The organism is Rhizobium sp. N621 (assembly GCF_001664325.1).
GTDB lineage: Bacteria > Pseudomonadota > Alphaproteobacteria > Rhizobiales > Rhizobiaceae > Rhizobium > Rhizobium esperanzae.
This window is the reverse complement of record NZ_CP013495.1, coordinates 4,300,591-4,325,677: the sequence shown is the minus strand read 5'-3', so window position 1 is coordinate 4,325,677 and position 25,087 is coordinate 4,300,591. Positions and strand designations below refer to the sequence as shown.

Annotated in this window: 24 protein-coding genes and 1 riboswitch; of the genes, 5 read left to right on the top strand and 19 right to left on the bottom strand. The window is 61.7% G+C overall.

Annotation, left to right across the window (positions count from 1 at the left end; genetic code table 11):
- Positions 1-8: 8 nt before the first annotated feature.
- The 6 genes from AMK00_RS20760 to epmA form a co-directional block, all read right to left on the bottom strand.
- Positions 9-971, bottom strand: a complete 963-nt coding sequence (locus tag AMK00_RS20760; protein WP_064811785.1) for a DUF1839 family protein — start codon at positions 969-971, stop codon at positions 9-11.
- 8 nt (positions 972-979) lie between these two features.
- Positions 980-1,888 (bottom strand): amino acid--[acyl-carrier-protein] ligase, encoded by a 909-nt coding sequence (locus tag AMK00_RS20755; RefSeq protein ID WP_064811557.1) that lies wholly within the window; start codon positions 1,886-1,888, stop codon positions 980-982.
- A gap of 4 nt (positions 1,889-1,892) precedes the next feature.
- Complete coding sequence (locus AMK00_RS20750; RefSeq protein WP_064811556.1) at positions 1,893-3,074, bottom strand: acyl-CoA dehydrogenase family protein; 1,182 nt, start codon at positions 3,072-3,074, stop codon at positions 1,893-1,895.
- Positions 3,074-3,325 (bottom strand): acyl carrier protein, encoded by a 252-nt coding sequence (locus tag AMK00_RS20745; RefSeq protein ID WP_011427229.1) that lies wholly within the window; start codon positions 3,323-3,325, stop codon positions 3,074-3,076. Before AMK00_RS20745 ends, AMK00_RS20750 begins: the two co-directional genes overlap by 1 nt.
- 252 nt (positions 3,326-3,577) lie before the next feature.
- A complete protein-coding gene (locus AMK00_RS20740) occupies positions 3,578-4,636 on the bottom strand; it encodes a lysine-2,3-aminomutase-like protein (protein ID WP_064811555.1) in 1,059 nt (352 codons plus the stop codon).
- Complete coding sequence (gene epmA / locus AMK00_RS20735; RefSeq protein ID WP_064811554.1) at positions 4,633-5,694, bottom strand: EF-P lysine aminoacylase EpmA; 1,062 nt, start codon at positions 5,692-5,694, stop codon at positions 4,633-4,635. The genes AMK00_RS20740 and epmA overlap by 4 nt, the downstream gene beginning before the upstream one ends.
- Positions 5,695-5,841: 147 nt before the next feature.
- On the opposite strand from epmA, the gene efp reads away from it, so the two are divergent.
- Entirely contained in the window at positions 5,842-6,411 is a 570-nt protein-coding gene (efp, locus tag AMK00_RS20730) for an elongation factor P (protein WP_064805660.1), read from the top strand.
- Between the two features lie 174 nt (positions 6,412-6,585).
- Positions 6,586-7,014, top strand: a complete 429-nt coding sequence (locus AMK00_RS20725) for a lipocalin-like domain-containing protein (protein ID WP_011427225.1) — start codon at positions 6,586-6,588, stop codon at positions 7,012-7,014.
- Positions 7,015-7,036: 22 nt separating this feature from the next.
- Here the strand turns inward: AMK00_RS20725 and AMK00_RS20720 are convergent, their stop codons facing one another.
- The 6 genes from AMK00_RS20720 to metA all read right to left on the bottom strand — a co-directional run bounded on the left by AMK00_RS20720 (position 7,037) and on the right by metA (position 13,034).
- Positions 7,037-7,765 (bottom strand): SIS domain-containing protein, encoded by a 729-nt coding sequence (locus AMK00_RS20720; RefSeq protein ID WP_064811553.1) that lies wholly within the window; start codon positions 7,763-7,765, stop codon positions 7,037-7,039.
- A gap of 18 nt (positions 7,766-7,783) precedes the next feature.
- Positions 7,784-8,935, bottom strand: coding sequence for an N-acetylglucosamine-6-phosphate deacetylase (gene nagA / locus AMK00_RS20715; protein ID WP_064805654.1), 1,152 nt, complete (start codon positions 8,933-8,935; stop codon positions 7,784-7,786).
- Positions 8,935-9,966, bottom strand: coding sequence for an SIS domain-containing protein (locus AMK00_RS20710; RefSeq protein ID WP_064811784.1), 1,032 nt, complete (start codon positions 9,964-9,966; stop codon positions 8,935-8,937). Before AMK00_RS20710 ends, nagA begins: the two co-directional genes overlap by 1 nt.
- A complete protein-coding gene (locus tag AMK00_RS20705; RefSeq protein WP_064811552.1) occupies positions 9,959-10,735 on the bottom strand; it encodes a GntR family transcriptional regulator in 777 nt (258 codons plus the stop codon). Before AMK00_RS20705 ends, AMK00_RS20710 begins: the two co-directional genes overlap by 8 nt.
- Positions 10,736-10,968: 233 nt before the next feature.
- Positions 10,969-11,991 carry an aldose epimerase family protein gene (locus AMK00_RS20700; RefSeq protein WP_064811551.1) on the bottom strand — a complete coding sequence of 341 codons (1,023 nt, stop codon included), beginning with the start codon at positions 11,989-11,991 and terminating at the stop codon, positions 10,969-10,971.
- A gap of 119 nt (positions 11,992-12,110) precedes the next feature.
- A complete protein-coding gene (metA, locus tag AMK00_RS20695; RefSeq protein ID WP_064811550.1) occupies positions 12,111-13,034 on the bottom strand; it encodes a homoserine O-acetyltransferase MetA in 924 nt (307 codons plus the stop codon).
- A 49-nt stretch (positions 13,035-13,083) separates the two neighbouring features.
- Positions 13,084-13,161, bottom strand: a riboswitch (SAM riboswitch).
- A 152-nt stretch (positions 13,162-13,313) separates the two neighbouring features.
- Here metA and AMK00_RS20690 point away from each other — a divergent pair.
- Positions 13,314-15,170 (top strand): ABC transporter ATP-binding protein/permease, encoded by a 1,857-nt coding sequence (locus AMK00_RS20690; protein ID WP_064805645.1) that lies wholly within the window; start codon positions 13,314-13,316, stop codon positions 15,168-15,170.
- A gap of 67 nt (positions 15,171-15,237) precedes the next feature.
- On the opposite strand, the gene AMK00_RS20685 is transcribed toward AMK00_RS20690, so the two are convergent.
- Genes AMK00_RS20685 through AMK00_RS20675 form a run of 3 tightly spaced genes read right to left on the bottom strand, consistent with a single transcriptional unit; the run spans position 15,238 to position 18,305 of the window.
- Complete coding sequence (locus AMK00_RS20685; RefSeq protein ID WP_064811549.1) at positions 15,238-17,058, bottom strand: ABC-F family ATP-binding cassette domain-containing protein; 1,821 nt, start codon at positions 17,056-17,058, stop codon at positions 15,238-15,240.
- A gap of 3 nt (positions 17,059-17,061) precedes the next feature.
- Entirely contained in the window at positions 17,062-17,718 is a 657-nt protein-coding gene (locus AMK00_RS20680) for a thiamine diphosphokinase (protein ID WP_170965842.1), read from the bottom strand.
- A 59-nt stretch (positions 17,719-17,777) separates the two neighbouring features.
- Positions 17,778-18,305 carry a MarR family winged helix-turn-helix transcriptional regulator gene (locus tag AMK00_RS20675; RefSeq protein ID WP_064811548.1) on the bottom strand — a complete coding sequence of 176 codons (528 nt, stop codon included), beginning with the start codon at positions 18,303-18,305 and terminating at the stop codon, positions 17,778-17,780.
- 114 nt (positions 18,306-18,419) lie between these two features.
- Here AMK00_RS20675 and AMK00_RS20670 point away from each other — a divergent pair, with 114 nt between their 5' ends.
- Both AMK00_RS20670 and AMK00_RS20665 read left to right on the top strand, forming a co-directional pair.
- On the top strand, positions 18,420-19,958 hold the full coding sequence (locus AMK00_RS20670; RefSeq protein ID WP_064811547.1) for an MDR family MFS transporter: 1,539 nt from the start codon (positions 18,420-18,422) through the stop codon (positions 19,956-19,958).
- A 386-nt stretch (positions 19,959-20,344) separates the two neighbouring features.
- Positions 20,345-21,889, top strand: a complete 1,545-nt coding sequence (locus AMK00_RS20665) for a M48 family metalloprotease (protein ID WP_064805637.1) — start codon at positions 20,345-20,347, stop codon at positions 21,887-21,889.
- Between the two features lie 52 nt (positions 21,890-21,941).
- Here AMK00_RS20665 and AMK00_RS20660 read toward each other — a convergent pair whose 3' ends face one another.
- The 4 genes from AMK00_RS20660 to AMK00_RS20645 all read right to left on the bottom strand — a co-directional run bounded on the left by AMK00_RS20660 (position 21,942) and on the right by AMK00_RS20645 (position 25,085).
- Entirely contained in the window at positions 21,942-22,805 is an 864-nt protein-coding gene (locus AMK00_RS20660) for an RNA polymerase factor sigma-32 (protein WP_064806404.1), read from the bottom strand.
- A 376-nt stretch (positions 22,806-23,181) separates the two neighbouring features.
- The gene (locus AMK00_RS20655; protein WP_011427211.1) at positions 23,182-23,754 is read right to left on the bottom strand and encodes a CarD family transcriptional regulator; all 573 of its coding nucleotides are present in this window, start codon (positions 23,752-23,754) and stop codon (positions 23,182-23,184) included.
- Between the two features lie 394 nt (positions 23,755-24,148).
- Complete coding sequence (gene fdxA, locus AMK00_RS20650) at positions 24,149-24,487, bottom strand: ferredoxin FdxA (protein ID WP_011427210.1); 339 nt, start codon at positions 24,485-24,487, stop codon at positions 24,149-24,151.
- A 193-nt stretch (positions 24,488-24,680) separates the two neighbouring features.
- Positions 24,681-25,085: an RNA-binding S4 domain-containing protein gene (locus tag AMK00_RS20645; RefSeq protein WP_064811546.1), complete on the bottom strand. Its 405-nt coding sequence runs from the start codon at positions 25,083-25,085 to the stop codon at positions 24,681-24,683.
- Between the last annotated feature and the right edge of the window lie 2 nt (positions 25,086-25,087).

Genomic DNA, 25,087 nt, shown 5'->3' with positions numbered 1-25,087 from the left:
CTCCGGCCTCAGATTCGCTCCGCAAGCGATGCCATCATGGAATCCCATGCATCGGCGGCCGGATCAAGGGCTGCCTGCAGCGGCTCGAACTTCCTGCGGGCGACAGCGCGGGCAAGCTGGAACTGCACGGATTTCGCCGCGTCGGAAATGCGCCGGGCATCCTCGGCGGCCGCAGCGAATTCGGTTGAGGACAGCCAGGTCAGATAATCAGCCGCCAGCTCGAAATTGGCGCCCGCCTGACGGAGCGTGTTGAAGGCATATTTGTGGAAGAAACCGAACGGCCGCTCCGCCACCGCTTCCACCTGTTGCGGGAAGACGCGGGCGAAGGCGCGGATCGGGTTTTGGCGGGGGCGCCTGGCGAAGTGAAAACCGGCAAGCCGCCGCGCGGTCGCGCGAAGATGCGCTTCGTCGGCGGGCTTTTCCGGAAGCCGCGCAAATTCCGTATAGGGCAGAAACGGCGGATCGCTTTCCGTCAGCTGCAGCTGGAACAGCCCGTCGAAATCCTCGCCCCCGAGCTGGAAATAGCCTGCGTTGTGAAAATATTCGACGCGCTTTGCCGCAACATCAAGCCGGTTGATCGCAACCGTCGTCTTGCCGTGCTCCTGCCGGTAGGCGGTGCCGCGCGTATCCGGCATATAGAAGGAATCCATCTCGATCAGGCAGAGACGACCGCGCGCGGTCTGCACTTCGACATGCCGTTCGACGCGGTCGTAGATCGCAAGCTCGGTCGCGCGGATGCCGTAGAGCGCTTCGAGATCTTCGAGCGGCACTTTGAAGAAGGTGAACTGGTCGCCCTCGAAATCCTGCGCCAGGGTAAAACCCAGCATCGCCTCGGGGGCGACGCCCGATGTCGCCAGCACTTCGATCCAGAGATCGACATAGCAGTTGGTTTCCGGCCATGCACGTTCGCCGGAATGCAGCGCGTGCTGCCGGTAAGTTTCCGGGCTGATTCCCGGGAAGACCGATGTCATCGCCGTCATCAGCCCCACAGCGTTTTCCGTACGCTGACCGGCCATTCCTTTACGTCGAGGCCATGGTGGTGGAAGAGGGCGAGCGCGATACGCTCCAGGCCGAAGCCGACGCAGGCGGTATGCGCGACGCTGCCGTCTTCGAGGTTGAGGCCCCACTTCAGACCGAAGGAGTCCTGATGGTAATTGAAGCTCATGCAGGCGGTCGGCTTGGCTACTGAGGTAATCGGGATCAGCAGCTCGAATTTCAGGTTCTGGTCACGCTGATTGTTGACCATCATCTTGCCGGCACGGCCGAAGAACGGATCGTTGGCAACGTCGATGGTCACGTCGAGACCGACCTGCTTCATCATCTCGACGCCGCGGTCCATCCAGCGCTGGCGGAAATCGGTGACGTGCTGCTCCGTTCCCATGCAGACATATTCGCGCATGCGGAACAGCTGCTGGCGGGCCGGATCCTTCGACGGTTCATGGCGGAAGCAGTAGGACTGCAGATCGAACAGGCCGCCCGTCTTCGGCAGGTTGCCGCGCTTGGCGACCGTTGGATAAAGCGGGTAGCAGGCGGCTGGCGTCAGCACGATATCGGTCGCTTGCTGGTCCTTGGTCCAGTCCTCGCCGACCTCCATGCATTCAAGCAGGCTCATATGATCGAGCTCGCTGCCGCAGAAGCTGTGCACCGTGCCGGCAAGCTGCGGAAAGCTCTTCATGTAACCGCTCTTTTCGAAGAGCGCACGGTTCATGCCGGGCGGGAAACGCATCGCCTCGGCGCCGTCGGCACCGCCGAACCTGTCGATCAGCCGTTCGAAGGCGGTGATGACATCTTCGAACTGGCCGCTGCGGCCATAGAGACCGTCAACGCCGGTATCGATCAGCAGACCGGACTCGAAGAGCCGGTCGAGAAACGAGGTCTGCATATCCATGGCTTTACCCCAGTAGGCTAGTGTCCTGCTTATGGACGAGAAGCATGCTCGACGTGTTGCCGAGGATGCGGTCGTTCGAGATCATGAGCTGTGCGGAATGGGCGTCGCGCAGATGGCGTCCGAGGCTGAAGGGCGTGCCGTTCTTGTAGCCCATGATGCCACAGATCAGCATGGCGTGGTTGACGATCTCCAGAATCGTCTCGGAAGAAGCGATCTTGACGTTGTTCATCGCCACGGCAAAACCCATCGATGACAACCGGTCCGGATCTGATTTGGCGTCTTCATAGGCCTTGAGCCCGGCCACCACATTGGATTTCACCATCTGTAGCAGGTTCGAGACCTCGGCGAGGCGCAGTGCGCCCGGCGGCTGGGCATCGGGGGCCTTGCGGGCAGCGGCGCGGACGAATGTCTGTGCGCGGGCGACCGCGTCGACCGCGATGCCGTACCAGACGCCGCTCCAGAGCAGATGCGAGGAAGCGAGCATGGATTGCGCGGCGATCTCGGCGAAAGGCTTCGGCAGAATTTGCCGGGCCGGCGCTTCGCCTTTGAAGAGGAAACCGTCGGAACAGGTGCCGCGCATGCCGAGCGTGTTCCAGGCATGCGTTTTTTCGAGCGTATACTGGTCCTTGAGGAAGGCCGTCAGCACCTGATCGGAAGAGGCTGCCTGCGGATGGCTGCGCGAAGTGATGAGGATGGCGTCGGCATGCGAGCCGTAGGAAATGACCGTCGCATCCTTTTCGAGGCGGCAGGTATCGCCGTCGACCTCGATCGCACAAATGCTGTTGCGAAGGTTGCCGCCGATGCCACCCTCGGTCGTGGCCGATGCGATCAGCAACTGTTCGGCTGCGATGCGGCGCATGAAGCCGCAATGCCACTCGTTTTCGGCGCCGTGCTCGACGAGACTCGACAGCTTGATATGGTGCATGGCGAAGACCATGGCGCTTGCGGCACAGGCTTGGCCCAGCATCGAGCACAATTCGGCGATTTCGGTGATCGAGGCCGATTCACCGCCGAGATGGCGCGGCACCTGGATGCCGAGCAGCCTTTCGGCCTTCATCGCATCCACGGCTTCCTGGGGAAAGCGGCCTTCGACGTCGACGGCATCCGCATGTCTCGCCGCAACTTCGGCGACACGGGCGACCCTTGCGACAAGACCGTCCTCTATGATCTTGACGGAGAAGTTCATTAGGCGACCTTCCGACCATCCTGGATGATATCGACCGTCTTGGCGATGGCCGAGATGCTCGCGAAGGATTTGCGGTTCAGCAGATTGTCGGGAAATTCGATGTCGAAGGCCTCTTCGATGCCGAGCATGAGCTGCACCGAGGCAAAGGACGTCAGACCTGCCGCATAAAGATCGGCGTCGTCGGCGATCTGGTCGACCGACGTAGGAAGTTTGCCGAATTTGGCTACGAGGTCGCGGATTGTCTTATTCATCCCATCACTCCAAGATTCTCATGATCCCGAACCGGCGTTCATCGCCTTGTCATGAGCGTTCTTTTAGTGCGGAAAACAGAACATTCCGCTAATTTGTTGGGTTAAAGATGATTGTTCCTCATAGTTAGGATTTTAGCGATCCTTCCGGAGGGGCGCGAATATTTATTTTATATCAACTGGCTAAGATCAATTCGGCGATAATGCTCGACACAGCTTCCGGCGCCGCGAGTACAGAAATGATACGGAAAGCCGCTAAGCCTCGTCAGTGGGCGGATAGCAATGCTCGCCGTCGCGGTAATCCGAAACGGAATAACAGCCGTCGCCCGTCGGCCGGATGCTGCTTCCGCTGACGACGGCCTTGCCGTGACCGCCCGGAATATCGAGGATGTAGGTCGGCTGGCAAAGACCGGAAATCCGTCCGCGCAGCGCCGCCACGATCCTCTGCCCCTCCTCGATCGTCAGCCTGAAATGGCTAGTGCCCGGCGCGAGATCGGGATGATGCAGGTAATAAGGTTTGACACGGGTCTCGACGAAAGCCTTCATCAGTTCGGCAAGAATTGCGGGATCGTCGTTGACACCCTTGAGCAGCACCGATTGGCTGACCATGGCGATTCCGGCATCGATAAAGCGCGCGCATGCCGCACGCGCTTCCGCCGTCAATTCTGTGACATGGTTGGCGTGCAGCGCCACATAGACTGTCTTGCCACTCGCTTTCAGCGCGGCGATGAGCGCCGCGTCGATTTTCTCCGGATCGACGACGGGAACGCGCGTGTGGAAACGCACGATCTTCACATGCGAGATATCAGCGAGCGCCTCCATGATCTCGCGGAGCCGGCGCGGCGAAAGCACCAGCGGGTCGCCGCCGGTCAGGATGACCTCCCAGATCTCCTGATGGCTCCTGATGTAATCGAAGGCTGCCTCCATCGCCGCCGCATCGAGCGTGCCGAGGCCCTGCGGCCCGACCATTTCGCGGCGGAAGCAGAAGCGGCAATAGACCGGGCAGACATGCACGGCTTTCAGCAGCACCCGGTCGGGATAACGGTGCACGATGCCTTCGACCGGGCTGTGAGCGTGATCGCCGATCGGATCAGCACGTTCTTCCGGCGCGACGATGAGTTCGGCGGTGTCAGGCACGAATTGCCGGGCGATCGGGTCGTTGGGATGGTTGCGATCGATCAGTGTGGTGATGGCAGGCGTCAGGGCAATTGTGTAACGGGCGGCCACCGCCTCGAGCGCTGCGCGGTCGGCAGGCGCGGCAAGCCCGGCCTTCACCAGATCGTCGACGTTTTTGACCGGTTTGACTGCATTCATCTTCCGTACTCCGCGACCGGCGCCCACAGCACCTGATCGATGCGCGACGCTCCCGTCGCCAGCATCACCAGCCGGTCGAAGCCGAGCGCGATGCCGCTTGCCTCGGGCATCAGCGACAGTGCCGAAAGGAAATCCTCGTCGATCGGATAGATCTCGCCGTAGATACGCGCCTTCTCGGCCATCTCGATCTCGAAGCGCCGCCGCTGTTCGCTTGCGTCGGTGAGCTCGCCGAAACCGTTGGCAAGCTCGACGCCGCAGGCATAGAGCTCGAAACGCTCGGCAACCCGGGGGTCGCGCGCCGAGGGACGCGCAAGTGCGGCCTCAGAGACAGGATATTCGTCGAGAATGGTGATGCGGCCGAAACCGAGATGCGGCTCGATCTTTTCGACCAGCACCCGGCTGAACAGATCGGCCCAGCCGTCGTCTTCGGCGACACGCATGCCGACGCGCTTGAGCTCGGCCGCCAGATGATCGCGATCGGTCGATCCGTCAGCAGCGACGGAAGCGAGAAGATCGATGCCGGCATGACGCTCGAAGGCTTCGGCGACACTGATCCGCTCCGGTCCCGCGAAGGGATCGCTCTCGGCGCCGCGATAGGCGAACACCGGCGTCTTTATCGTTTCTGCCGCCAGCGCCAGGATCCGCACGCAATCCATCATCAGGCTCTCGTAGCTTTCGCCGGCCCGATACCATTCGAGCATGGTGAATTCGGGATGGTGCAACGGCCCGCGTTCGCGGTTGCGGTAGACATGGGCAAAACAGGAGATGCGCTTCTCGCCGGCCGCAAGCAGCTTCTTGCAGGCGAATTCCGGCGAGGTGTGCAGGTAGAACGGCGCCGTCTGACCGTCCGTCGTTATCGCCTGCGTCGCGAAGGCATGCAGATGCGCTTCGTTGCCGGGCGAAACCTGCAGCACCGCCGTATCGACCTCGATGAAATCCTCGCGCGCGAAAAACCCGCGCAATGCCGCCTGAATCGCATTGCGCCCGATCAGGAATGGGCGGCGATCGGCGTGCACGGACGGGGTCCACCAGGGGGACACTTTGGCCGAAAAGTTCATTCCAAGCTTTCTTCGCCGGAGAAGCGGGTATGGGGGTGGCTATTTCCCGGATTTTAGGTTAGTTGCGCCCCCAAAGAAAAACATTTGCGTCTTGGGGCGTCTCGACAGTCCTCTACGACGCCGAAAGCCGAGTTACAAGGAAGTCTTATGGTCAAGGTCATCGCCTCTTCGGTCCGCAAGGGCAACGTTCTCGACGTGGACGGCAAGCTCTACGTCGTTCTCACCGCCCAGAACTTTCATCCGGGCAAGGGCACGCCGGTCACTCAGGTCGACATGCGCCGCATCGTCGACGGCGTGAAGGTCTCCGAGCGCTGGCGCACCACCGAACAGGTCGAGCGCGCCTTCGTCGAAGACGTCAACTTCCAGTACCTCTATGAAGATGGCGAAGGCTTCCACTTCATGAACCCGGCGACCTACGACCAGGTGGTCGTCAGCCAGGAAACCATGGGCGACCAGAAGGCTTATCTCCAGGAAGGCATGACCTGCATCCTGTCGATCCACGAAGGCATTCCGCTGGCGCTCGAACTGCCGCGCCACGTCACGCTCGAAATCGTCGAGACGGAACCGGTCGTCAAGGGCCAGACGGCGTCCTCTTCCTACAAGCCGGCCATGCTCTCCAACGGCATCCGTACCTCGGTGCCGCCGCATATCGATGCCGGCACCCGCGTCGTCATCGCGACGGAAGACAATTCCTACGTCGAACGCGCCAAGGATTGATCTCGGCAAGGGCTGCTTCTAGCAGCTACTTCTCGACGCATGCATGAATACGGGGCCGCCGTCTCGGCGGTTCCGAAGTCGAAGCAGCCTCGACCGGTATCGCGGCTACATCTGTCCCGCACATCCACCATCTGATATTGTCGGCTCATCCAACAGCGCTTTTGGAGGGGACCGATGGCGAATGTTGCCGCACTGGTTGGAACCTGGCGAATGATCTCCTGGACCCGAAAGGTCGTGGCGTCAGGTGAAGTGACCGACGCCATGGGGGCCGATCCCATCGGATATATCGCCTATCATGCCGATGGACGCATGATGGCGCTGGTCGTGAACCGTCATCGGCCCGCGCTCAAGGGGCCGCGCCCCGCGGACGATGAAAAGATCGCGCTTTTCGATTCCATGCTGGCCTATTCCGCTTCCTACACGCTGGAGGACGATAGGGTTATCCACCATGTCGATGCGAGCTGGAATCCGGCTTGGGGCACAACCGACCTCATCCGTCCCTACATCCTCGACGGCGATAGGCTGGTGATCAGCGACGCGCCGGGAACAGACCCGACGACCGGCGAAGAAGTGATCTACCGGTTAGAATTTCGGAAAGTTTGAAGACGCCCAACGAGGTGCGCTCTCAGAGGTGCGGGTTGCGCGGCCGGTATTTCTTGACGAGCTTCTGATTGATCTCGGCTGCCCCCGGCATGTTGGCGCTGAGATAAACCGGCGCATTGCCTGACTTGGAAAGCTCCGAGGCGACTTCGGCGAAGATCGCATTGATAACAGTCACCCCGACCGCCGTGGAGACCGGTCCGACCCGAAGCCCGGTGCCTTCTAGATCGACAACGGCATCACCCGGCGGCAGTCCGTTGTCGAGCACCACGTCGGCGACGTCGGCGAGCCGGCGGCGGCCATTGGCGATCGCTGACGAATAGGCGATCGAGGTGATGGCGATCACCTTCGCGCCGATGTCGCGGGCGTAGTCGGCGGCCTCGATCGGAGCGGCGTTCACGCCCGAATTCGATGCAATGATAATGACATCGCCTGGCTGCATGCCGTAACGCTCCAGCATCGGCCGCACCAGGCCCTGGGTCCGTTCATAGACCGAGCTGATCACCGCACCTTCGTGCAGCATGGCCGATCCGACAAGCACCGGCACAGTGAAGGCGAGCCCGCCGGCGCGATAGTGCACTTCTTCCGCCAGCATATGCGAATGGCCGGTCCCGAAGACATAAACGCGCTTGTCGCCGCGGGCTGCATCGAGGATCACCGACGCTGCCTGCGCCATCGCCTCGGCAAGCGCCTGCTTCAACGTCTCCAGCCGACCGATCAGATTGGAGAAATAGGCATCGGTGATATCAGTCATCCTACGTCTCCTTGAGGGTCAGGCCGCTTCGCCGGCAAGCCAGGTGGCGGTAACAGTCAGCGCGTCGGTGAGATGGACGAGATCGGCGCGCGCGCCCGGCGAGAGATGGCCGCGATCGGCAAGCCGGAGGAAACGTGCGGGATAAAGGGTCGCCATGCGCAAGGCCTCGGCGAGCGTTAGGTCGAGATAGGTGACGCCGTAACGGATCGTCGAGATCATGTCGACGTCGGAGCCGGCGAGCGTGCCGTCGGACAGCACCAGCTTCGAGCAGAAGCCGCCCCTTTCGCGCCGGACGGTGCGCCCGTTCAGCGTGAACGAATCCTTCTCGGAACCGACGAGCGACATCGCGTCGGTGACAAAGAACAGTTTGCCTTCACCGCGCTTGGCGCGCAGCGCCGTGCGCAAGGCCTTCGGATCGACGTGATGACCGTCGGCGATGATGCCGCACCAGGTGGAGGGATGATCGATCGCGGCGCCGACCAGGCCTGGCGCACGGTGCCCCAGCTGACTCATGGCGTTGAAGAGATGCGTGACGCCGCGCGCTCCGGCATCGAAACGTTCCTCCGCCGCCTCGCTAGAACAATCGGAGTGACCGATGCTGACGGTGACGCCCGCTTCCGCAAGTTCGCACACCTGAGCAACCGTCACCTGCTCGGCGGCAATAGTGACAAGCAGCGTGCCGATCGCCTCACGCGCCCGAATGAAGGCCTTGACGTCGCGGTCCTCGACCGGCCGCATCAATTCGGCCAGATGCGCGCCCTTGCGGGCCGGCGCCAGATGCGGGCCTTCGAGATGCAGGCCGGCAACGCCGCGGTTTTCCTTCACAGCCTCCTTCGCCGCCTCGATGGCGGCGTTGGTTGCCTCCGACGTATCGGTGATCAAGGTCGGCAGCAGCGACGTCGTGCCGTAGGGCCGATGCCCGCCGGCAATGATATCCATCGACGTTGGCGACGGCTCATCGTTCAGCATTCGGCCGCCGCCGCCATTGACCTGCGCATCGATGAAGCCGGCCGACAGGACGCCGCCTTCCAGTTTGACCGTCTCGCCACCCGGCAGGTCGTTTCCTGCGACGATCGCCTCGACGCGGCCGCCCGCGACAATGAGCGCCCTGTCGTCATGGAAGCGCTCGCCATCGAAGATGCGGGCGCCAACGAAGATCTTGCGGGCCATCAGACCGTCTCCGTCACCTTGAGCAGGTTTGCCGGCCGGTCGGGGTCGAAGCCCTTGCGGCGCGTCACCGACTCGATCAGCCGGTAATAGACGAGCAGCGACACCAGGGGATCGATGAGGCCGTTGCCGGTCGTCGGCACCCGAAGATTGATCCCGGAGAGCGGCTGCGTGGAGAAGCCGACGGTGGTGGCGCCGAGCTTCTGCAGGCGCTCCAGCGCCTGGCCGTTATTGACGAAAGCCGCATCGTCGGGTGCGAAGGCGACGATCGGAAAACCCGGCTGCACCAGGCGCATCGGGCCATGCATCAGTTCCGCCAGCGAAAAGGCCTCGGCATGCAGGCCGGAGGTTTCCTTGGCCTTCAGCGCCGCTTCGAGCGCGATCGCGAAAGCCGGGCCGCGGCCGGCCGTATAGAGCGAGGTCGCATGGAACAGCACCTCCTCGGCCGCCGCCGTGTCGATCCCGGCGGTCGCCGAAAGCGCCTCCGGCAGTTTTTCCAGGGCTGCCTGCAGGTCGGACGCGCCGCCGATCGCAGCCGTCACGCCGGACAGCGCGGCGACGGAGGCGATGAAGGATTTCGTCGCCGCCACACTCTTTTCCGCGCCGGCATTGAGGCCAAGGACGATATCGGCCTGTTTGGCAAGCGGGCTGTCGGTGACATTGACGACGGCGATCGTCGTCGCGCCGCCCTTCTTCGCCGCCTCCTGCAGGGCGACGATGTCCGGGCTCGCGCCCGACTGCGAAACGGTGAAATGCACGCCGCCGTTCAGGTGGAGGGCAGCACCATAGACGGAAGCGATCGACGGGCCGACCGAGGCGACCGGGACGCCGCAGGTGATCTCGAACAGATATTTGAAGAAGGTGGCGGCGTGGTCCGAGGAACCTCGCGCCGCCGTCGTCACAACGCTCGGGCGGGCGGACGAAAACAGCCGGGCGATCTCGGCAAAGACCGGCTTTTCCTTTTCGAGAAGCGTGGCCACCACCTCGGGTGATTGGCCGGCTTCCTCCAGCATCAGCGACTGGTTCTCACTCATGGTCATCTCCAATTCTCAATTCGGCAACGAAATCATAGGCATCGCCGCGATAATGCGAGCGCGTGTATTCGACGACACGCTGGTCTTCCAGGCGCGAGACACGTTCGATCAGAAGCGCCGGCGCGCCTGTTTTGACGTTCAGCATCGCGGCATAGGAGGCATCGAGCGTGACGGCGGTCAGCCGCTGCAGCGCACGCACCGGCCGATGGCCATTCGACGCCAGCGCATCGTAGAGCGATCCCTCGCCGCCGGCGTTCTCCCCCAGAAACTTGACCGGCACGACGGCGCGCTCGATTGCCAGCGGCAGGCCATCGGCAAGGCGCAGCCGGTCGAGCCTCAGCACCGGTTCGTCGCCGCCGAGGCCCAGCAGGAAGGATTCCTCCGGCGACGGCGTGTTGACCTCCCGCGACAAGATGCGTGCGGCCGGCAGACGCCCGCGCGAGCGCATGTCGGCGGAGAAGGAGGAAAGCCGCCAGAGCGACTGTTCCATGCGCTCCACCTTGCCGGATACGAAAGTACCGCTTCCATGGCGCGATTCCAGTGCGCCCGCCGCCATCAGGTCGCGATAGGCGGTGCGCACGGTGACGCGGCCGAGCTTGAGAGCCTCGGCAAGGTCGCGCTCGCCGGGCAGCGCCGTGCCGGCTTTCAGCAAGCCCTCCTGAATGAGGCTGGTCAGCGCTTGCGCCAGCCGCTTGTAGAGCGGCCCAGCCAGCGCTTCGCCGCGCAGGCCGCGTCTATTGAGTTCAGCTACTAGACTGGTTCTATCCATGGACATACAATAGAACCTATATAGAACCAATCGGCAAGCCTGAATCGCAGGACGCAGAAGAAAAAACCCTCTCCGGCAATCCGAAGAGGGTTCATAGCGGTCAAATTTGACAGCCGTGCGTCTCAGAGCATGCGCGCAAAAGTGTGGGGCGGTTTGCGATAGCGACATGCGTAAAAGCAAAAACCTAAAGCGCGAGGAGCGAATCTGAACGATCGCGACGCGCTTTAGAACGCTCAGCTCTTGGTGAAGATATAATCCGTTTCCTGGCGCAGCACCTCGCCCGGACGCAGGACCGCATTCGGGAAGCCCTCGTGGTTGATCGCATCCGGCCAGACCTGCGTCTCCAGGCAGAAGCCGGCGAACGGGCCGTATTTGCGCCCGCCGAGGCCGGGAGCCCCTGTATTGAGCTTGAAGCCGGCATAGAACTGCACGCCAGGCTCGGTGCTGCGCACTTCCAGCGACACGCCGGAATAGAGGCTGCGGGCGAGTGCCACAGTCCGCTTGGCGGTGCGTTCGCGGGACAGGCAGAAATTATGGTCGTAGAGCACCTGTTCGCTGCCGACGAAACGCTTCATCGGGGCCATCTCACGGAAATCGAATTCGGTGCCGGCAACGGGCCGGATTTCGCCGGTCGGCACCTGCTTCTCGTCGGTCGGCAGATAGTGATCGGCGGCGATCATGATGTCGTGGCCCAGCGCATCGTCGCGGCCGTCGAGATTGAAGTAGGCGTGCTGGCAGACATTGGCGAGCGTCGGCTGATCGCTTGTTGATTCGTAGGTGATCGACAGTTCGCCGTTGCCGTGCACCCGGAACGTCGCCTGGATGGTGCAATTGCCGGGATAGCCGGCGCGGCCGTCGGGATCGACGATCTTCATCACCAGGCGGTCGGCCTCATGCTCGACGATCGTCCAGTTGCGCTTGGCGATATTGTCGCTGCCGCCATGCAGATGTGTGACGCCGTTTTCGTTCGGCTCGAGCTGATAGTCCTTGCCATCGAGCGTGAACCTGCCGCCGCCGACGCGGTTGGCGCAGCGGCCGGGCGTCGCGCCGAAATAGGCCGAATAGAGGGGATAGCTGTCGAAATCCTCGAAGCCGAGTTGAAGCGGCGCCTCATGGCCTGCTAGGCGCAGATCCTGGATGACGGCGCCCCAGGTGATGATCCTGGCCGTCAGCCCGCCGCCCTTGATGACGACGCGATAGACGGTTTCGTCCGCCTTCGTCTGCCCGAAAACTTCCCGCTCCAACTTATCCGACATGATCGACCGTCCGTTCCTTTGCGCGTCCGATAAAGACGCGCGGCGCTATAGGGTTCCGGACCGGAACCTGCCCGCATTTGTTCCAAACCGCAACCGGGCAGGTCAGAAAGAAATGCCGTTCAGAGATCCATGCCGATCTCTTCGACGTCATAGGGCGTCGTCTGGTAAATCTCGTTGATCCAGTTGCCGAACAAGAGATGCGCGTGGCTGCGCCAGCGGTTCTGCGGGGCAAGCGTCGGATCATTATGCGGGAAGTAATTGTGCGGCATCTTGATCGGCACGCCGGCATCGACGTCGCGGAAATACTCGTCGGAAAGCGAGGTGGAATCATATTCGACATGGTTGAACATGTAGAGCCGCCGGCCCCTTTTCTCATGCACGAGGCAGACGCCCATCTCGCTCGATTCCATCAGGATTTCCAGGCTGTCGGATTTCTCGATGTCAGCGCGCCGCACCTCCGTCCAGCGCGACACCGGCACCTCGAAATTATCGGAAAAGCCGTTGAGATAGATGGAGGAAGGCTTCAGGTTCCGGTGGCGGTAGACGCCGAAGGCCTTTTCCTTCAGCTCGTATTTCGGAACGCCGTGGAAATGATAGATCGCCGCCATCGCGCCCCAGCAGACGTTCATCGTCGAATGGACGTTGGTTTCCGTCCAGTCGAGAATTTCCTGCATCTCTTTCCAATAGGTGACGTCCTCATAGGGCAGGAGCTCGATCGGCGCCCCGGTGATGATGAAGCCGTCGAATTTGCGCTGTTTCACCTCTTCCCAGGTCTGATAGAAGGCGAGCAGGTGATCTTCAGAGGTGTTCTTCGCCTTGTGCCCGCCGATGCGGATGAGCGACAACTCCACCTGCAGCGGCGAAGCGCCGACGAGACGGGCCATCTGCAGTTCGGTCTTGATCTTGTTGGGCATCAGGTTGAGCAGGCCGATCTGCAACGGTCTTATATCCTGACGGATCGCCATCGTCTCGGTCATCACCCGCACACCTTCCTGAACCAGGGTTTCGAAAGCGGGCAGCGTATCGGGGATCTTGATGGGCATTTGCGGTCAACTCGATCAAAAATAAAAAACCGGCGGCGAAAAAATCGCTACCGGTCCGCACGCGGCCCTTTAGCGACTTTTTTAACGTGGCTGCAAGCCGGCCGGCCAAATCACCACGGAGTGCCTTAATTAGTCCCAGTTGAGCCGCGAATCAACTCCGAATGCATGCGGGGCGGCACGTCAAGAATCATCACACTTTAATGACTGATAGAATCTGTTGATAGACCGGTAACGCCACCATGTTAATAATGACAGTATGGGCGGTGTTGGAAAAGCGTGATGGCAGATAAGATCGAAGGGAGGCCGGGCATCCGGAAGCAGGATAGAGTAGGGTATGATTTCAGCCTGACATATCGCCTCGGGGTGATGTTCTCAGCATTCTGGAATTCGCAAGTGCGTGGCAAGGTGCTGTTTCTGGCGACCGTGCTGATCCTCGTCATCCTGGCGACGGCCTATGGCCAGGTCATCCTCAACGAGTGGAACGCCCCCTTCTACGATTCGCTCGAGCGCCGCGATCTCGGCGAGTTCTTCCACCAGCTCGAAATCTTCGCAATGATTGCCGGCACGCTGCTGCTGCTCAACGTGCTGCAGGCCTGGCTGAACCAGATGACGGCGCTCTATATGCGCGAGGGCCTGTCGCGTGATCTCGTCGACCAGTGGCTGAAGCGCAAGCGGGCGCTGCGGCTCGCCTCGAGCGGCCTGATCGGCGTCAATCCGGACCAGCGCCTGCACGAAGATTCCCGTAACCTCGCCGAAAGCACGACGGGACTCGTGCTCGGCCTCTTGCAGTCGACCATCCTTCTGGTGAGCTTCATCGGCGTGCTCTGGGAGCTGTCGAGCGGCTTCATCTTTCGCATCAGCGGCCACAGCTTCTCCATACCGGGCTATATGGTCTGGGCGGCGATTTTCTATGCCGCTTCCGCCTCAGTGCTGAGCCAGGTCGTCGGCCGCAAGCTGGTCAAGCTCAATGCCGACCGGTTCTCGAAGGAGGCCGAGCTGCGTTTCACGCTGATGCATGCCAACGAGAACATGCCGGCCATCACCGTCGCCCGCGGTGAGGAGAACGAGCGCCGGCGCATCAATACCGACATCAGCTCGGTACTGAGGGTCGTCAAGCGGCTCGCCATGGCCAATACCAATCTCACCTGGGTTTCGGCCGGCTACGGCTGGCTGGTGATCGTCATTCCGATCATCGTTGCCGCACCCGCTTATTTTTCCGGCGGCCTCACCCTCGGCCAGCTGATGATGTCGGTCGGCGCCTTCAACCAGGTCAATACCGCCTTGCGCTGGTATGTCGCCAATTTCGGCCCGATCGCCGAATGGCGTGCCACGCTGATGCGCGTCACCGACTTCCGCCAGGCGCTGCTCGACATGGACGAGGACTTTGGCGTGAAAGGCAGCATCGCCTATGAAAACACCGCCGCCGACAGGCTGACGCTGAAGGATGTGGTGATCAATGCCAAGATCGGCGAAGACATCGAGGAATGCGGCGGTTTTCGCCTGCGTGAAACCGATATCGTGATCAAGGCCGGCGAAAAAATCATGATCAACGGCGATCATAGCGTCAACCGCAAGCTGCTGTTTCAGGCCTTGGCCGGGCTCTGGCCGTGCGGCAGCGGCACGATGGGTCTGCCGCCGATCGACGACATGCTGTTCGTTCCGCAGATCGCCTATATTCCGGGCGGCACGCTGCGCGAGGCGCTGGCCTTCCCCGAAAGCCCCGATGCCTACGAGCAGGCTGCCGTCGAGGCGGCCCTTGAAAAGGCCGGCCTGCACTCTCTGATCGCGAGGCTCGATACCCGCGCCCGCTGGGACAAGCTGCTCGACGGCGATGAACAGAAGGCGATCGGCTTCGCCCGCCTGCTGCTGGTGCGCCCGCGATGGATCATCTTCGACGAAGTGCTCGAGGGCATGGAGCCGGAATGGCAGGAAACGATGTGCAGCGTGCTGACTTCGATGCCGGAAACCGGCATGATCTATATCGGCCGCTCTGAAACCTATCTGGAGGCGCTGCAGCCGCGGGTGCTGCATCTGCAGGCTCTGCCTTCGAGATCCGAAGAGCCGCAGCAGCAGGTCGTCCAGACCGGCGCCAGCGCCAGCGCCGGCGCAGCCGCCGTGCCCGCGCCGGCGCTTTAGAGCTGCCCAAATCGTCTGGCTGAATCTTTGCCCGCACAGATGAGGCGAGCGGTTGAGTGCGAGAGTCTCAGCCTTCCAGCTCTTCCCGCAGTATTTCGAGCTCCAGCCACTCCTCTTCCATCTTGGTCAGGCTGGAACGCAGCTTTTCCATCTCGCCTGCAAGCCGGTTGAAGGCAGCGGGGTCGCGTGTGAAGAGACTGGGATCGGCCATGACCAGTTCGCGCTTGGCGATCTCGGTCTCGGTCTTGGCCATCTCCTTCGGCAGATTGTCAAGCGCGAATTTCTGTTTGAAGGAAAGCTTGCCCTTCGAGACTGCGCCGGAAGCGGTTGTCTCCTGCGTCTTCGGTTTTTCTGCCGCCTTCTCGGCTTTCCTGCGCTCTTCGAGTGCGCCCTTGCGCTGCGCCAACATGTCCGTGTAGCCGCCGGCATATTCGATCCATCGGCCGTCGGGCGCATCCGGCACGGCGGGCGCGATCGTCGAAGTTACGGTGCGGTCGAGGAAGTCACGATCGTGGCTGACGAGGATGACGGTGCCGGGAAAGCCGGCGACGATCTCCTGCAGGAGGTCGAGCGTCTCGATATCGAGATCGTTTGTGGGTTCGTCGAGAATCAGGAGGTTTGCCGGGCGCGAGAGGATGCGCGCCAACATCAGCCGGGCGCGCTCGCCGCCGGAGAGGCTCCTGATCGGCGTGCGCGCCTGTTCCGGTTGGAACAGGAATTCCTTCATGTATCCGGTGACATGGCGCTGCTCGCCGTTGACGAGCAGGTTTTCGCCGCGCCCGTCGGTCAGGTAGTTTGCAAGCGTATCCTCGGGATCGAGGTCCTCGCGCTTCTGGTCGAGGGTGGCGATCTCCAGGTTGGTGCCGAGTTTTACCGTGCCGCTATCCGGCGAAAGCTGGCCGGTCAGCATTTTCAGGAGTGTTGTCTTGCCGGCGCCGTTCGGCCCGACGAGACCGATGCAATCGCCGCGATGCACGCGGATCGAGAATGGTGTGACGATGGCCCGGTCGCCGAAGCTCTTGGTGATCTTCTCGGCCTCGATGACCAGCTTGCCGGATTCCTGCGCGTCCGAAACCGTCGCCTGCACCGTGCCTTGCGGTCCCTTGTGGCCGCGATATTGCGAACGCATCGACTGCAACTCGCCGAGGCGGCGCATATTGCGTTTGCGCCGGGCCGTGACGCCGTAGCGCAGCCAGTGTTCCTCGCGCTCGATCGCCTTGCCGAGCTTGTGCTGCTCCAGCTCCTCAGCCTCCAGCACTTGGTCGCGCCAGGCCTCGAAATGCGCGAATCCCCTGTCGAGGCGGCGCGAGGCGCCGCGGTCGAGCCAGACGGTCGCGGTCGAAACCTTCTCCAGGAAACGCCGGTCGTGCGAGATCAGCACAAGGGCGCTGCGGGTCTTCTGCAGCTCGCCTTCCAGCCATTCGATCGTCGGCAGGTCCAGATGGTTGGTCGGCTCGTCGAGCAGGAGAATGTCGGGCTCCGGTGCCAGCACGCGGGCAAGGGCGGCCCGGCGCGATTCGCCGCCGGAAAGGGTGCCCGGATCTTCCTCGCCGGTCAGGCCGAGATGCGACAGAAGATAGGTGACGCGATAGGGGTCGTCGCCCGGTCCCAGCCCGGCCTCGGCATAGGCCTGGACCGTGCTGAAGCCGGCAAAATCCGGCGCCTGTTCGAGATAGCGCACCGTCGATGACGGATGACGGAAGACTTCGCCGGACTGCGCCTCGACCAGGCCGGCGGCAATCTTCAGCAGTGTCGATTTTCCCGAGCCGTTGCGGCCGACGAGGCAGATCTTGTCGCCGGGCTCGACCTGCAGCGCTGCACCCGCCAGAAGCGGTGCGCCGCCGAAGCTAAGGAAGATATCGTCGAGTTTGAGGATGGGAGGGGCCAAAAATCAGACTCCGGAAAGATCATAGGGGCGGGCAAGCACGATCGCCCGGCCGCTCTCGAGCGAAAAGCGAACCTTGCCTTCCGCGACGTTGGAAATGGTGCGCGATGAGCCGAACGGCAGGTGGAAATCCGTGAGCGGATAACGCGCATTCTCGATCGAAAGTCCGGTCAGCGGACCAAATCCGGGCACGGAAAACAGGCTGCCTTTGGGAAGATCGAGCTCGATCGTGCCGGGAACCAGCGGCACTGCCTCTTCCTTGCCCGAGGTCAGCAGAACGTCGAAACCCTTTTCCGCCAGGCCGACAGCCGACAGCAGATGCTGAAGCGCATGGTCGGAGCGGTCGCCGCCGAGCGCGCCGGCGAGGATCAGCCGCCGCGCCCCACGCGCGATCGCTTCCGACACGGCGATTTCGCCGTCCGTTGCCGCCTTGGCTGCGGGATAGGGCTGCTTCGGCACATCGAGAAAACCCGCTTCGAGATCGGGGGGCGTCGAATCGAAATCGCCGACCCAGAGCTCAGGCATGACACCAAGCGCCATCGCATGCCGCATGCCGCCATCGGCCGCGATGAAGCGGCTGCCGCCGATCGCCTGGCGCAGGCGTTCCGTCAGGCTGAGTTCGCCGCCGAGCAGAATGGTGAAGGTGGATTGGCTCATGGGCATTGCCCTTAGCGCAAACGGGGGGGCGAGGGGAAGGGGCACCGACGGACGGCGCTTTCGCCTCAACCGGGCGTGTCCTTGTCGCGCGACAGAAAGATCGCCTCGTAGCCACCGATGAAACGTTCGAACAGCGTCGCGAAACGCTCTATATCCTCGTGTGGCCAATTGGAGACGATCTCGGAGATGATGGCTATTTTCTGCGCGTGGATCTCGGCAAGCAGCGCCTGGCCAGCGTCGGTGATGACAACGACGATCCGCCGCGCATCAGCCTGTGAGGCCTCGCGCCGCAACACATTGCGTCCGACCATTTCGGCCACGACCCGGCTGGCGCGCGACGGATCGATGCGCAGCATCTCTGCGATCATGCCGACAGTGACCTCGCCGGGCTGCTCAGCCCGCCGCACGGCGTCCAGCACGTCGAGATGGGAAAGCTCAAGGCCCGGTGCGGCACTCTGGATCGCCAGCCTGCCGATCAGCCGCCGCCCGGTCATCAGACGCATGCGCGCCATGCTCCTGCCAATGCGAGGCAGATTCTCATCGTCCGGCTCGGCCCGACTGTTGGACAGAATCTTCGTCAGCGTCTCATTCATGATGGAACCATAACAGAGCGGAGGTCAAAATTGAATATGCCGGGGTCACTTATGTGTCATTGACAATTACATGCTGATGGCACATAAAATAATTCGAACCCGGAAGTACGCCTCATGGACATGCAACCCGCGCCTGCGCCGCTCGTGACGGATCCTCGTCGCCGGCTTATCCTCTTCTTCTTTCTGATGACCGCCATGTTCATGGCGACGCTTGATAATCAGATCGTCTCCACGGCGCTGCCGACGATCGTCGGTGAGTTCGGCCATCTCGAGCGTTTCGGCTGGATCGGCTCGGCCTACCTGCTGGCGCTCAGCGCCGTCATGCCGCTCTACGGCAAGCTCGGAGATCTCTTCGGCCGCAAATATGTGATGATGACGGCGATCGCAATCTTCACCATCGGCTCCGCGGTCTGCGGCCTCGCCGACTCGATGAACGCGCTGATCGCCGCCCGTGTGCTGCAGGGCCTCGGCGGTGGCGGCATCATGGTATCGATCTTTGCCGTCAACGCCGATCTCTTCGAGCCGCGCGATCGGGCGCGCTATCAAAGCTATTCCAGCCTCGTGCTGATGGCTTCAGGCGCGATCGGACCCGTGCTCGGGGGAACGATGAGCGATCTCTTCGGCTGGCGTTCGATCTTCCTCGTCAACGTGCCGATCGGTTTCATCGTGCTCACCGGCCTTGCCTTCATGCTGCCCTACCGCAAGCCGCATCGGCGCCCGAAGATTGATTATGCCGGCGCGCTCCTGATCGCGCTGACGACGACGAGCATCGTGCTTGCCACAGACAGCAGCGAATTGTTCGGCTCGTTGATCTCACCACAGAGCATGGGGATTGTCGGCTTCGGCGCCGTCTGCGCCGTCGCCTGGGTGTTCGTCGAGCGCCGTGCACCGGAGCCGATCGTTCCCCTGCAGCTCTTCCGCAATTCGACCTTCAGCCTGCTGCTGGTAATATCGGTGATGGGCGGCGCCATCGCCATCGGCATGGTCAACTATCTCGCTCTCTTCCTGCAGACGACGACCGGCCTTTCGCCATCGGCCGCCGGCCTTCTCTTCATTCTGCTGACCGGTGGTCTCGTCTGCGGATCGCTGTCGGCCGGGCGTATCATCTCGATGACCGGCCGCTACAAACCCTTCGCCATCGCAAGCCTCGCCTGCAGCGCCATTGCCTTCGCGCTGATGTCGCAGGTCCATGCGGGAACTCCGATCGCTTTCATCGGCGCGATCATGATGCTGCATGGCATCGGCATCGGCCTTGCGCAGCAGGTCCCCGTCATCGGCGTGCAGAATGCCGCCCCCGCCCGCGACGTCGGCGCCGCGACCGGCTCGGTCACGCTCTCGCGCATGGGTGGTGCCTCGATCGCCATATCAATCTATGGAGCGATCATCGCCTCCGGGCTCGGCAAGGTCGGCGCTCCCATTCCCGGTGTTGCCGATATCGAACAGCTGACGCCGAAGATGATGGCTGCCCTTCCCGAAGCGAGCCGCCAGGCCGTCGCGGATGTCTATGCCGCCGCCTTCTCGCCCCTTTTTATGACTTCCTGCGCCATTGCCCTGATCGGCCTTGCTGCCGCAATGACGCTGAAGCCCGTGCAGCTGCCGCGCACCGGGGAAACGAAGCGACCGCAATCGGCGGCGGCGGAAGCGGCGGAATAGCGGGCGGCATACGGGAATATTTCACCAGCAGACGTTCCATTATCGCGTAAATAAATTAAAAGTTGCGATTTTCTCGGAGAGCTGCCGTTTTCCAGCCTGTTGCTTCAATCACGCCGTTCTTTTTCCGTGCCGCCGACAAATCTATGCCTGGTGACGGAATTTTCGCCATAATTTCATCCGAGCGAAGGGAACCTCGATGCCTGAGGCTTGCTAAAATGCAACGGCGCCACAATTAAACAGAGTCTCGCTATGCAACCGATGCGTAAATCAGTTACAGCAACGACGTGTATCGGCCTAGCATGCGGCGCGAGATCAGGGGTGCGCACCTGTTGAGTTCCCCTTGCCAAGGCCGGTCCCCATCTGCGGCAAACCGGCAAAACAGCGACATGATGCGGAGAACCAGACTGGACAGCTTGACGACGTGGAAATCGCCCGCGCTTTCCAGTGATGCCATCTCTGCGGCGCGCCGCTTCGCCCGTCGCCTCACGCTGCTTTCAACCGTCGCAATGGCGCTGAACGGGTGTCAGTCGCTGATCGAACAGTCCTACCAGCCGAGCATCTCGCCTTCCTCCAATCCCCAGATCGTCGACGAGGTGCAGAAGAACGATCCGCGCGCGGCGATGGGCGCCCGCGAGCATCCGCGTATCGTGGCAAGCTACGGCGGCGAATATAAGGATGCCAGGACCGAGCGCCTCGTCGCCCGCATCGCCGGCGCGCTGACGGCGGTGTCGGAGAATCCGAGCCAGTCCTACCGCATCACCATCCTGAACTCGCCTGCGATCAACGCCTTTGCGCTGCCGGGCGGGTATCTCTACGTCACCCGCGGCCTGCTCGCCCTTGCCAACGACGCCTCGGAAGTCGCCGCTGTGTTGTCGCACGAAATGGGCCACGTGACAGCGAACCACGGTATCGAGCGGCAGAAGCGCGAAGAAGCCGAAGTCATCGCCAGCCGCGTCGTCGCCGAGGTCCTTTCGAGCGACATCGCCGGCAAGCAGGCGCTTGCCCGGGGCAAGCTCAGGCTTGCCGCCTTCTCCCGCCAGCAGGAGCTGCAGGCCGATGTCATCGGCGTGCGCATGCTCGGCGAAGCCGGCTACGACCCCTATGCCGCCGCCCGTTTCCTCGATTCCATGGCGGCCTACAGCCGCTTCATGTCGGTCGACCCGGAAGCCGACCAAAGCCTCGACTTCCTCTCGAGCCATCCGAACTCCGCCCAGCGCATCGAGCTGGCCCGCACCCATGCGCGCGCCTTTGGCCAGGAAGGGACGGTCGGCGACAAGGGCCGCGATTATTATCTCGACGGCATTGACGGCCTGCTCTACGGCGACAGCCCGGAAGAAGGTTACGTACGCGGCCAGACTTTCCTGCATGGCGGCCTCGGCATCCGCTTCGACGTGCCGGTGGACTTCAAGATCGACAATAAGGTCGAAGCCGTGATGGCCACCGGTCCCAACGACATCGCCGTCCGCTTCGATGGCGTCGCCGACAACCAGAACCAGAGCCTCACAAACTACATCTCCAGCGGCTGGGTGACCGGTCTCGACCCATCGACCATTCAGCAGATCACCGTCAATGGTATGGAAGCAGCCACCGCGCGCGCAAGTGCCGACCGCTGGGATTTCGATGTCACCGTCATCCGCAATAATGCGCAGATCTTCCGTTTCCTGACCGCCGTGCCGAAAGGCAGCGACGCCCTCGAACCGACGGCCAATGTTCTGCGCGCCAGTTTCCGGCGCATGACACCAGCCGAAGCTGCCTCGCTGAAGCCGCTGCGCATTCGCGTCGTCACCGTCCGGCCCGGCGAGAACATCTCGACGCTTGCCGCCCGCATGATGGGCACCGACCGCAAGCTCGATCTCTTCAAGCTCATCAATGCCCTGCCGACGGGTGCGGCCGTTTCCCCTGGCGATCGCGTCAAAATCATCGCCGAATAAAAAAAGCCCGGCTTGCGCCGGGCCAGTCAGTGCTGCTGGAGGGTAAAGAAGTTCAAGCGTAGGCCGCCATATGGGGGTCGGCGCTGACCAGTGCGCTGCGAAGCTTTTCCATCGCCCGGCTTTCGATCTGGCGCACGCGCTCCTTGGAAATGCCGAGATCGGCGCCGAGTTCTTCAAGCGTGGCGCCGTCTTCCGCCAGGCGCCGGGCGCTGATGATCTTCATCTCGCGTTCGTTGAGATGTTTCAGCGCCGAGGCGAGCCAGACGCGGCGGCGCTCGCCGTCGATCATATTGGAAACCTGCTCGTCCGGCAGCGGATCGTCGCTGACGAGGAAATCCATCTTCTCCGCACTCTCGGAATCGCCGGAGACGGAAGGCGCCTGCAGCGAAGCGTCGTTGCCTGAAAGCCTGGCATCCATGGTCTGCACATCGGCGAGGCTGACGCCGAGAGCCGCGGCGATTTCCTGATGAATGGATTGCAGCGTCAGCTGCGTATCGCCCCTGGCGAGTTTGGCGCGCAGGCGGCGCAGATTGAAGAATAGCGCCTTCTGCGCCGAACTGGTGCCGCCGCGCACGATGGACCAGTTGCGCAGGATATAATCCTGGATCGACGCCCTGATCCACCAGCTGGCATAGGTCGAAAAGCGCACGTCGCGTTCCGGTTCGAAACGCGCGGCGGCTTCCAGCAGGCCGACATAGCCCTCTTGCACGAGGTCGCTCATCGGCAGGCCGAAATTGCGGAACTTACCGGCCATGGAGATAACCAGGCGCATATGCGCCATGGCGATTTGGTTGCGCGCACCGCGATCATCGTGATCTTTCCAGCGGGTGGCGAGATCGTGCTCTTCCTGACGGGCGAGATAGGGGGCGGCCATCGCGATTTTGATCATGCGCCGATCTGCAGACATGTTCTTCATTTCGATCTCCCGAAACAGGCCTTCGCCCTCAAAATGAACAATAAAACTCACCTTCCGGAACATCGCTGTCCGGATTGAATGGGGTTCCGAATGCAAAAGGGCCTCACCCTGGACTTTTCAGGGAAAGGCCCTATTTCTCATCATGTGCCGCTAAGACGGCTGGGTCGGACCTGTTTCTTCACGTTGCCGAACGGGCAATATTGAAAAGGCATGAGCCGCTCCTCACCGAATATTGACGGAATAGCAGTTCGCCCGACGAGCCAGCGCCCGACGAGCAGTCCGCAATTACGTGGAGTAAACGCGTCAGTCGGGAAAAAGTTCCAATAAAAAACCCGGCGCGAAGGCCGGGTTTTTTCATGGGAGAGACAGGCTTGCCTTAAGCGGCTTCGTCCTGCGAATCGTCTTCTTCGATCGCCTTGCCGCGCTTCGGACCCTTGTTGAGGTTGGTCTCGACGAGGCGGACGGCTTCGGTTTCCGACATCTTGTTGACAGCGGCGATTTCGCGCGCCATGCGATCGAGCGCTGCTTCGTAGAGCTGGCGCTCGGAATAGGACTGCTCGGGCTGGTTTTCTGCACGATAGAGATCACGCACGACTTCAGCGATGGAAATTAGATCGCCGGAATTGATCTTGGCATCATATTCCTGAGCGCGGCGGGACCACATGGTGCGCTTGACGCGCGCCTTGCCCTGCACAACCTTCAACGCACGATCGACGAAATCCGTTTCCGAAAGCTTGCGCATTCCGATGCTCATCGCCTTGGCGACCGGAACCTTCAGGCGCATCTTGTCCTTTTCGAAATCGATAACGAAAAGTTCAAGCTTCATGCCGGCAACTTCTTGCTCTTCGATAGCGGTGATGGTACCGACGCCATGAGCGGGGTAGACGATCGATTCACCGGTCTTGAAGCCGTGACGTGCTGTAGAAGGTTTTTTCTGCTGAGTCGTCATTCTATTCAAAAACTCCCTGTTACGCTTCCGGCGGCGGCCGGAGCCGGGTCAGTCAGGCCCGGTTGAGACGGTTGCATCCGTCGGGTGACTTCACTCTGGTCCCATCAGGCAAAAGCAAGGACTTCTTGCGCGCGATCTGGGGGACCCGGCGCTCAAAGCGTTGATATGTCACGGAAACCGCGTACGGATTTGTTTTGCTTTCGTGATGGTTTTGGGCATGCGTCATGCCACAAATGGAACAGTAGGCGAAACCTATCATAAAAATATGAGGAAATCAATAATTTGCTTCGCCTGAGTCATGCGGGCAACACAGATCACCCATATGCCAGACGCAGGATTTAAAACGTTTCACCGCATGGCCGCTCAAATGCGGCGGCCGAATCGCGCAACCGTCTTAGTCGCCGGAACCGGGTTTTTCGGAGAAGTATTTCTCGAATTTTCCGGTCTGGCCATCCATTTCCTTGGCCTCCGGCAACGGGTCCTTCTTGACCGTGATATTCGGCCAGATGCTGGCGTACTCGGTATTGATCTTCAGCCATTTGTCGAGGCCCGGCTCGGTATCCGGCTTGATCGCCTCGGCGGGACATTCCGGTTCGCAGACGCCGCAATCGATGCATTCGTCGGGATGGATGACGAGAAAATTCTCGCCTTCATAAAAGCAGTCGACGGGGCAGACTTCCACGCAATCGGTGTATTTGCACTTGATGCAATTGTCGGTCACGACATAGGTCATGAAGAACTCCAGGATTTCATGCGGATGGGGCCGGGCAACCTGGAACGTCGCGCCTATCCCCTTGCCGGGCGAAAAGCGTGGACAGGCTTGGCAGGCAAGCACGCTTCCGGCAAGTTGTCAGTGACCTATCGGCTTTAGCGCCGGATTTCAAGGATAAACGATCTGCAAAAGCCGCCACCACAGACAGAGTTTTCTAATCCTCGTCCGACATCAGCCTGTCGATTGCGCGTCTTTCCTTCTTGGTCGGACGGCCGGTACCGGTCGCACGGGTCGCTTGCTCAAACGGCGTGAGGCGTTTTGTCTCATCCGGCGGTGGGGATTGGTCGTCGTAGAGCAGGCGAGCCTCCTCATAAGGACCCCGCCGCTCCCCGGCGAGACGCACGACGAGGACGACGTCGCGCCGCTCCAGCGTCAGTTCGACGCGGTCGCCCGGCTTGACCACCTGGCTCGGGTGACTGCAGCGCTCGCCGTTGATGCGCACGTGCCCCGACTGGACATGGCTCTGGGCCAGCGAGCGCGACTTCACCATGCGCGTGAAGAACAGCCACTTGTCGATGCGCTGGCGCGAACCGCTTGCCGGCTGTGTCTCCCCGCCCATGA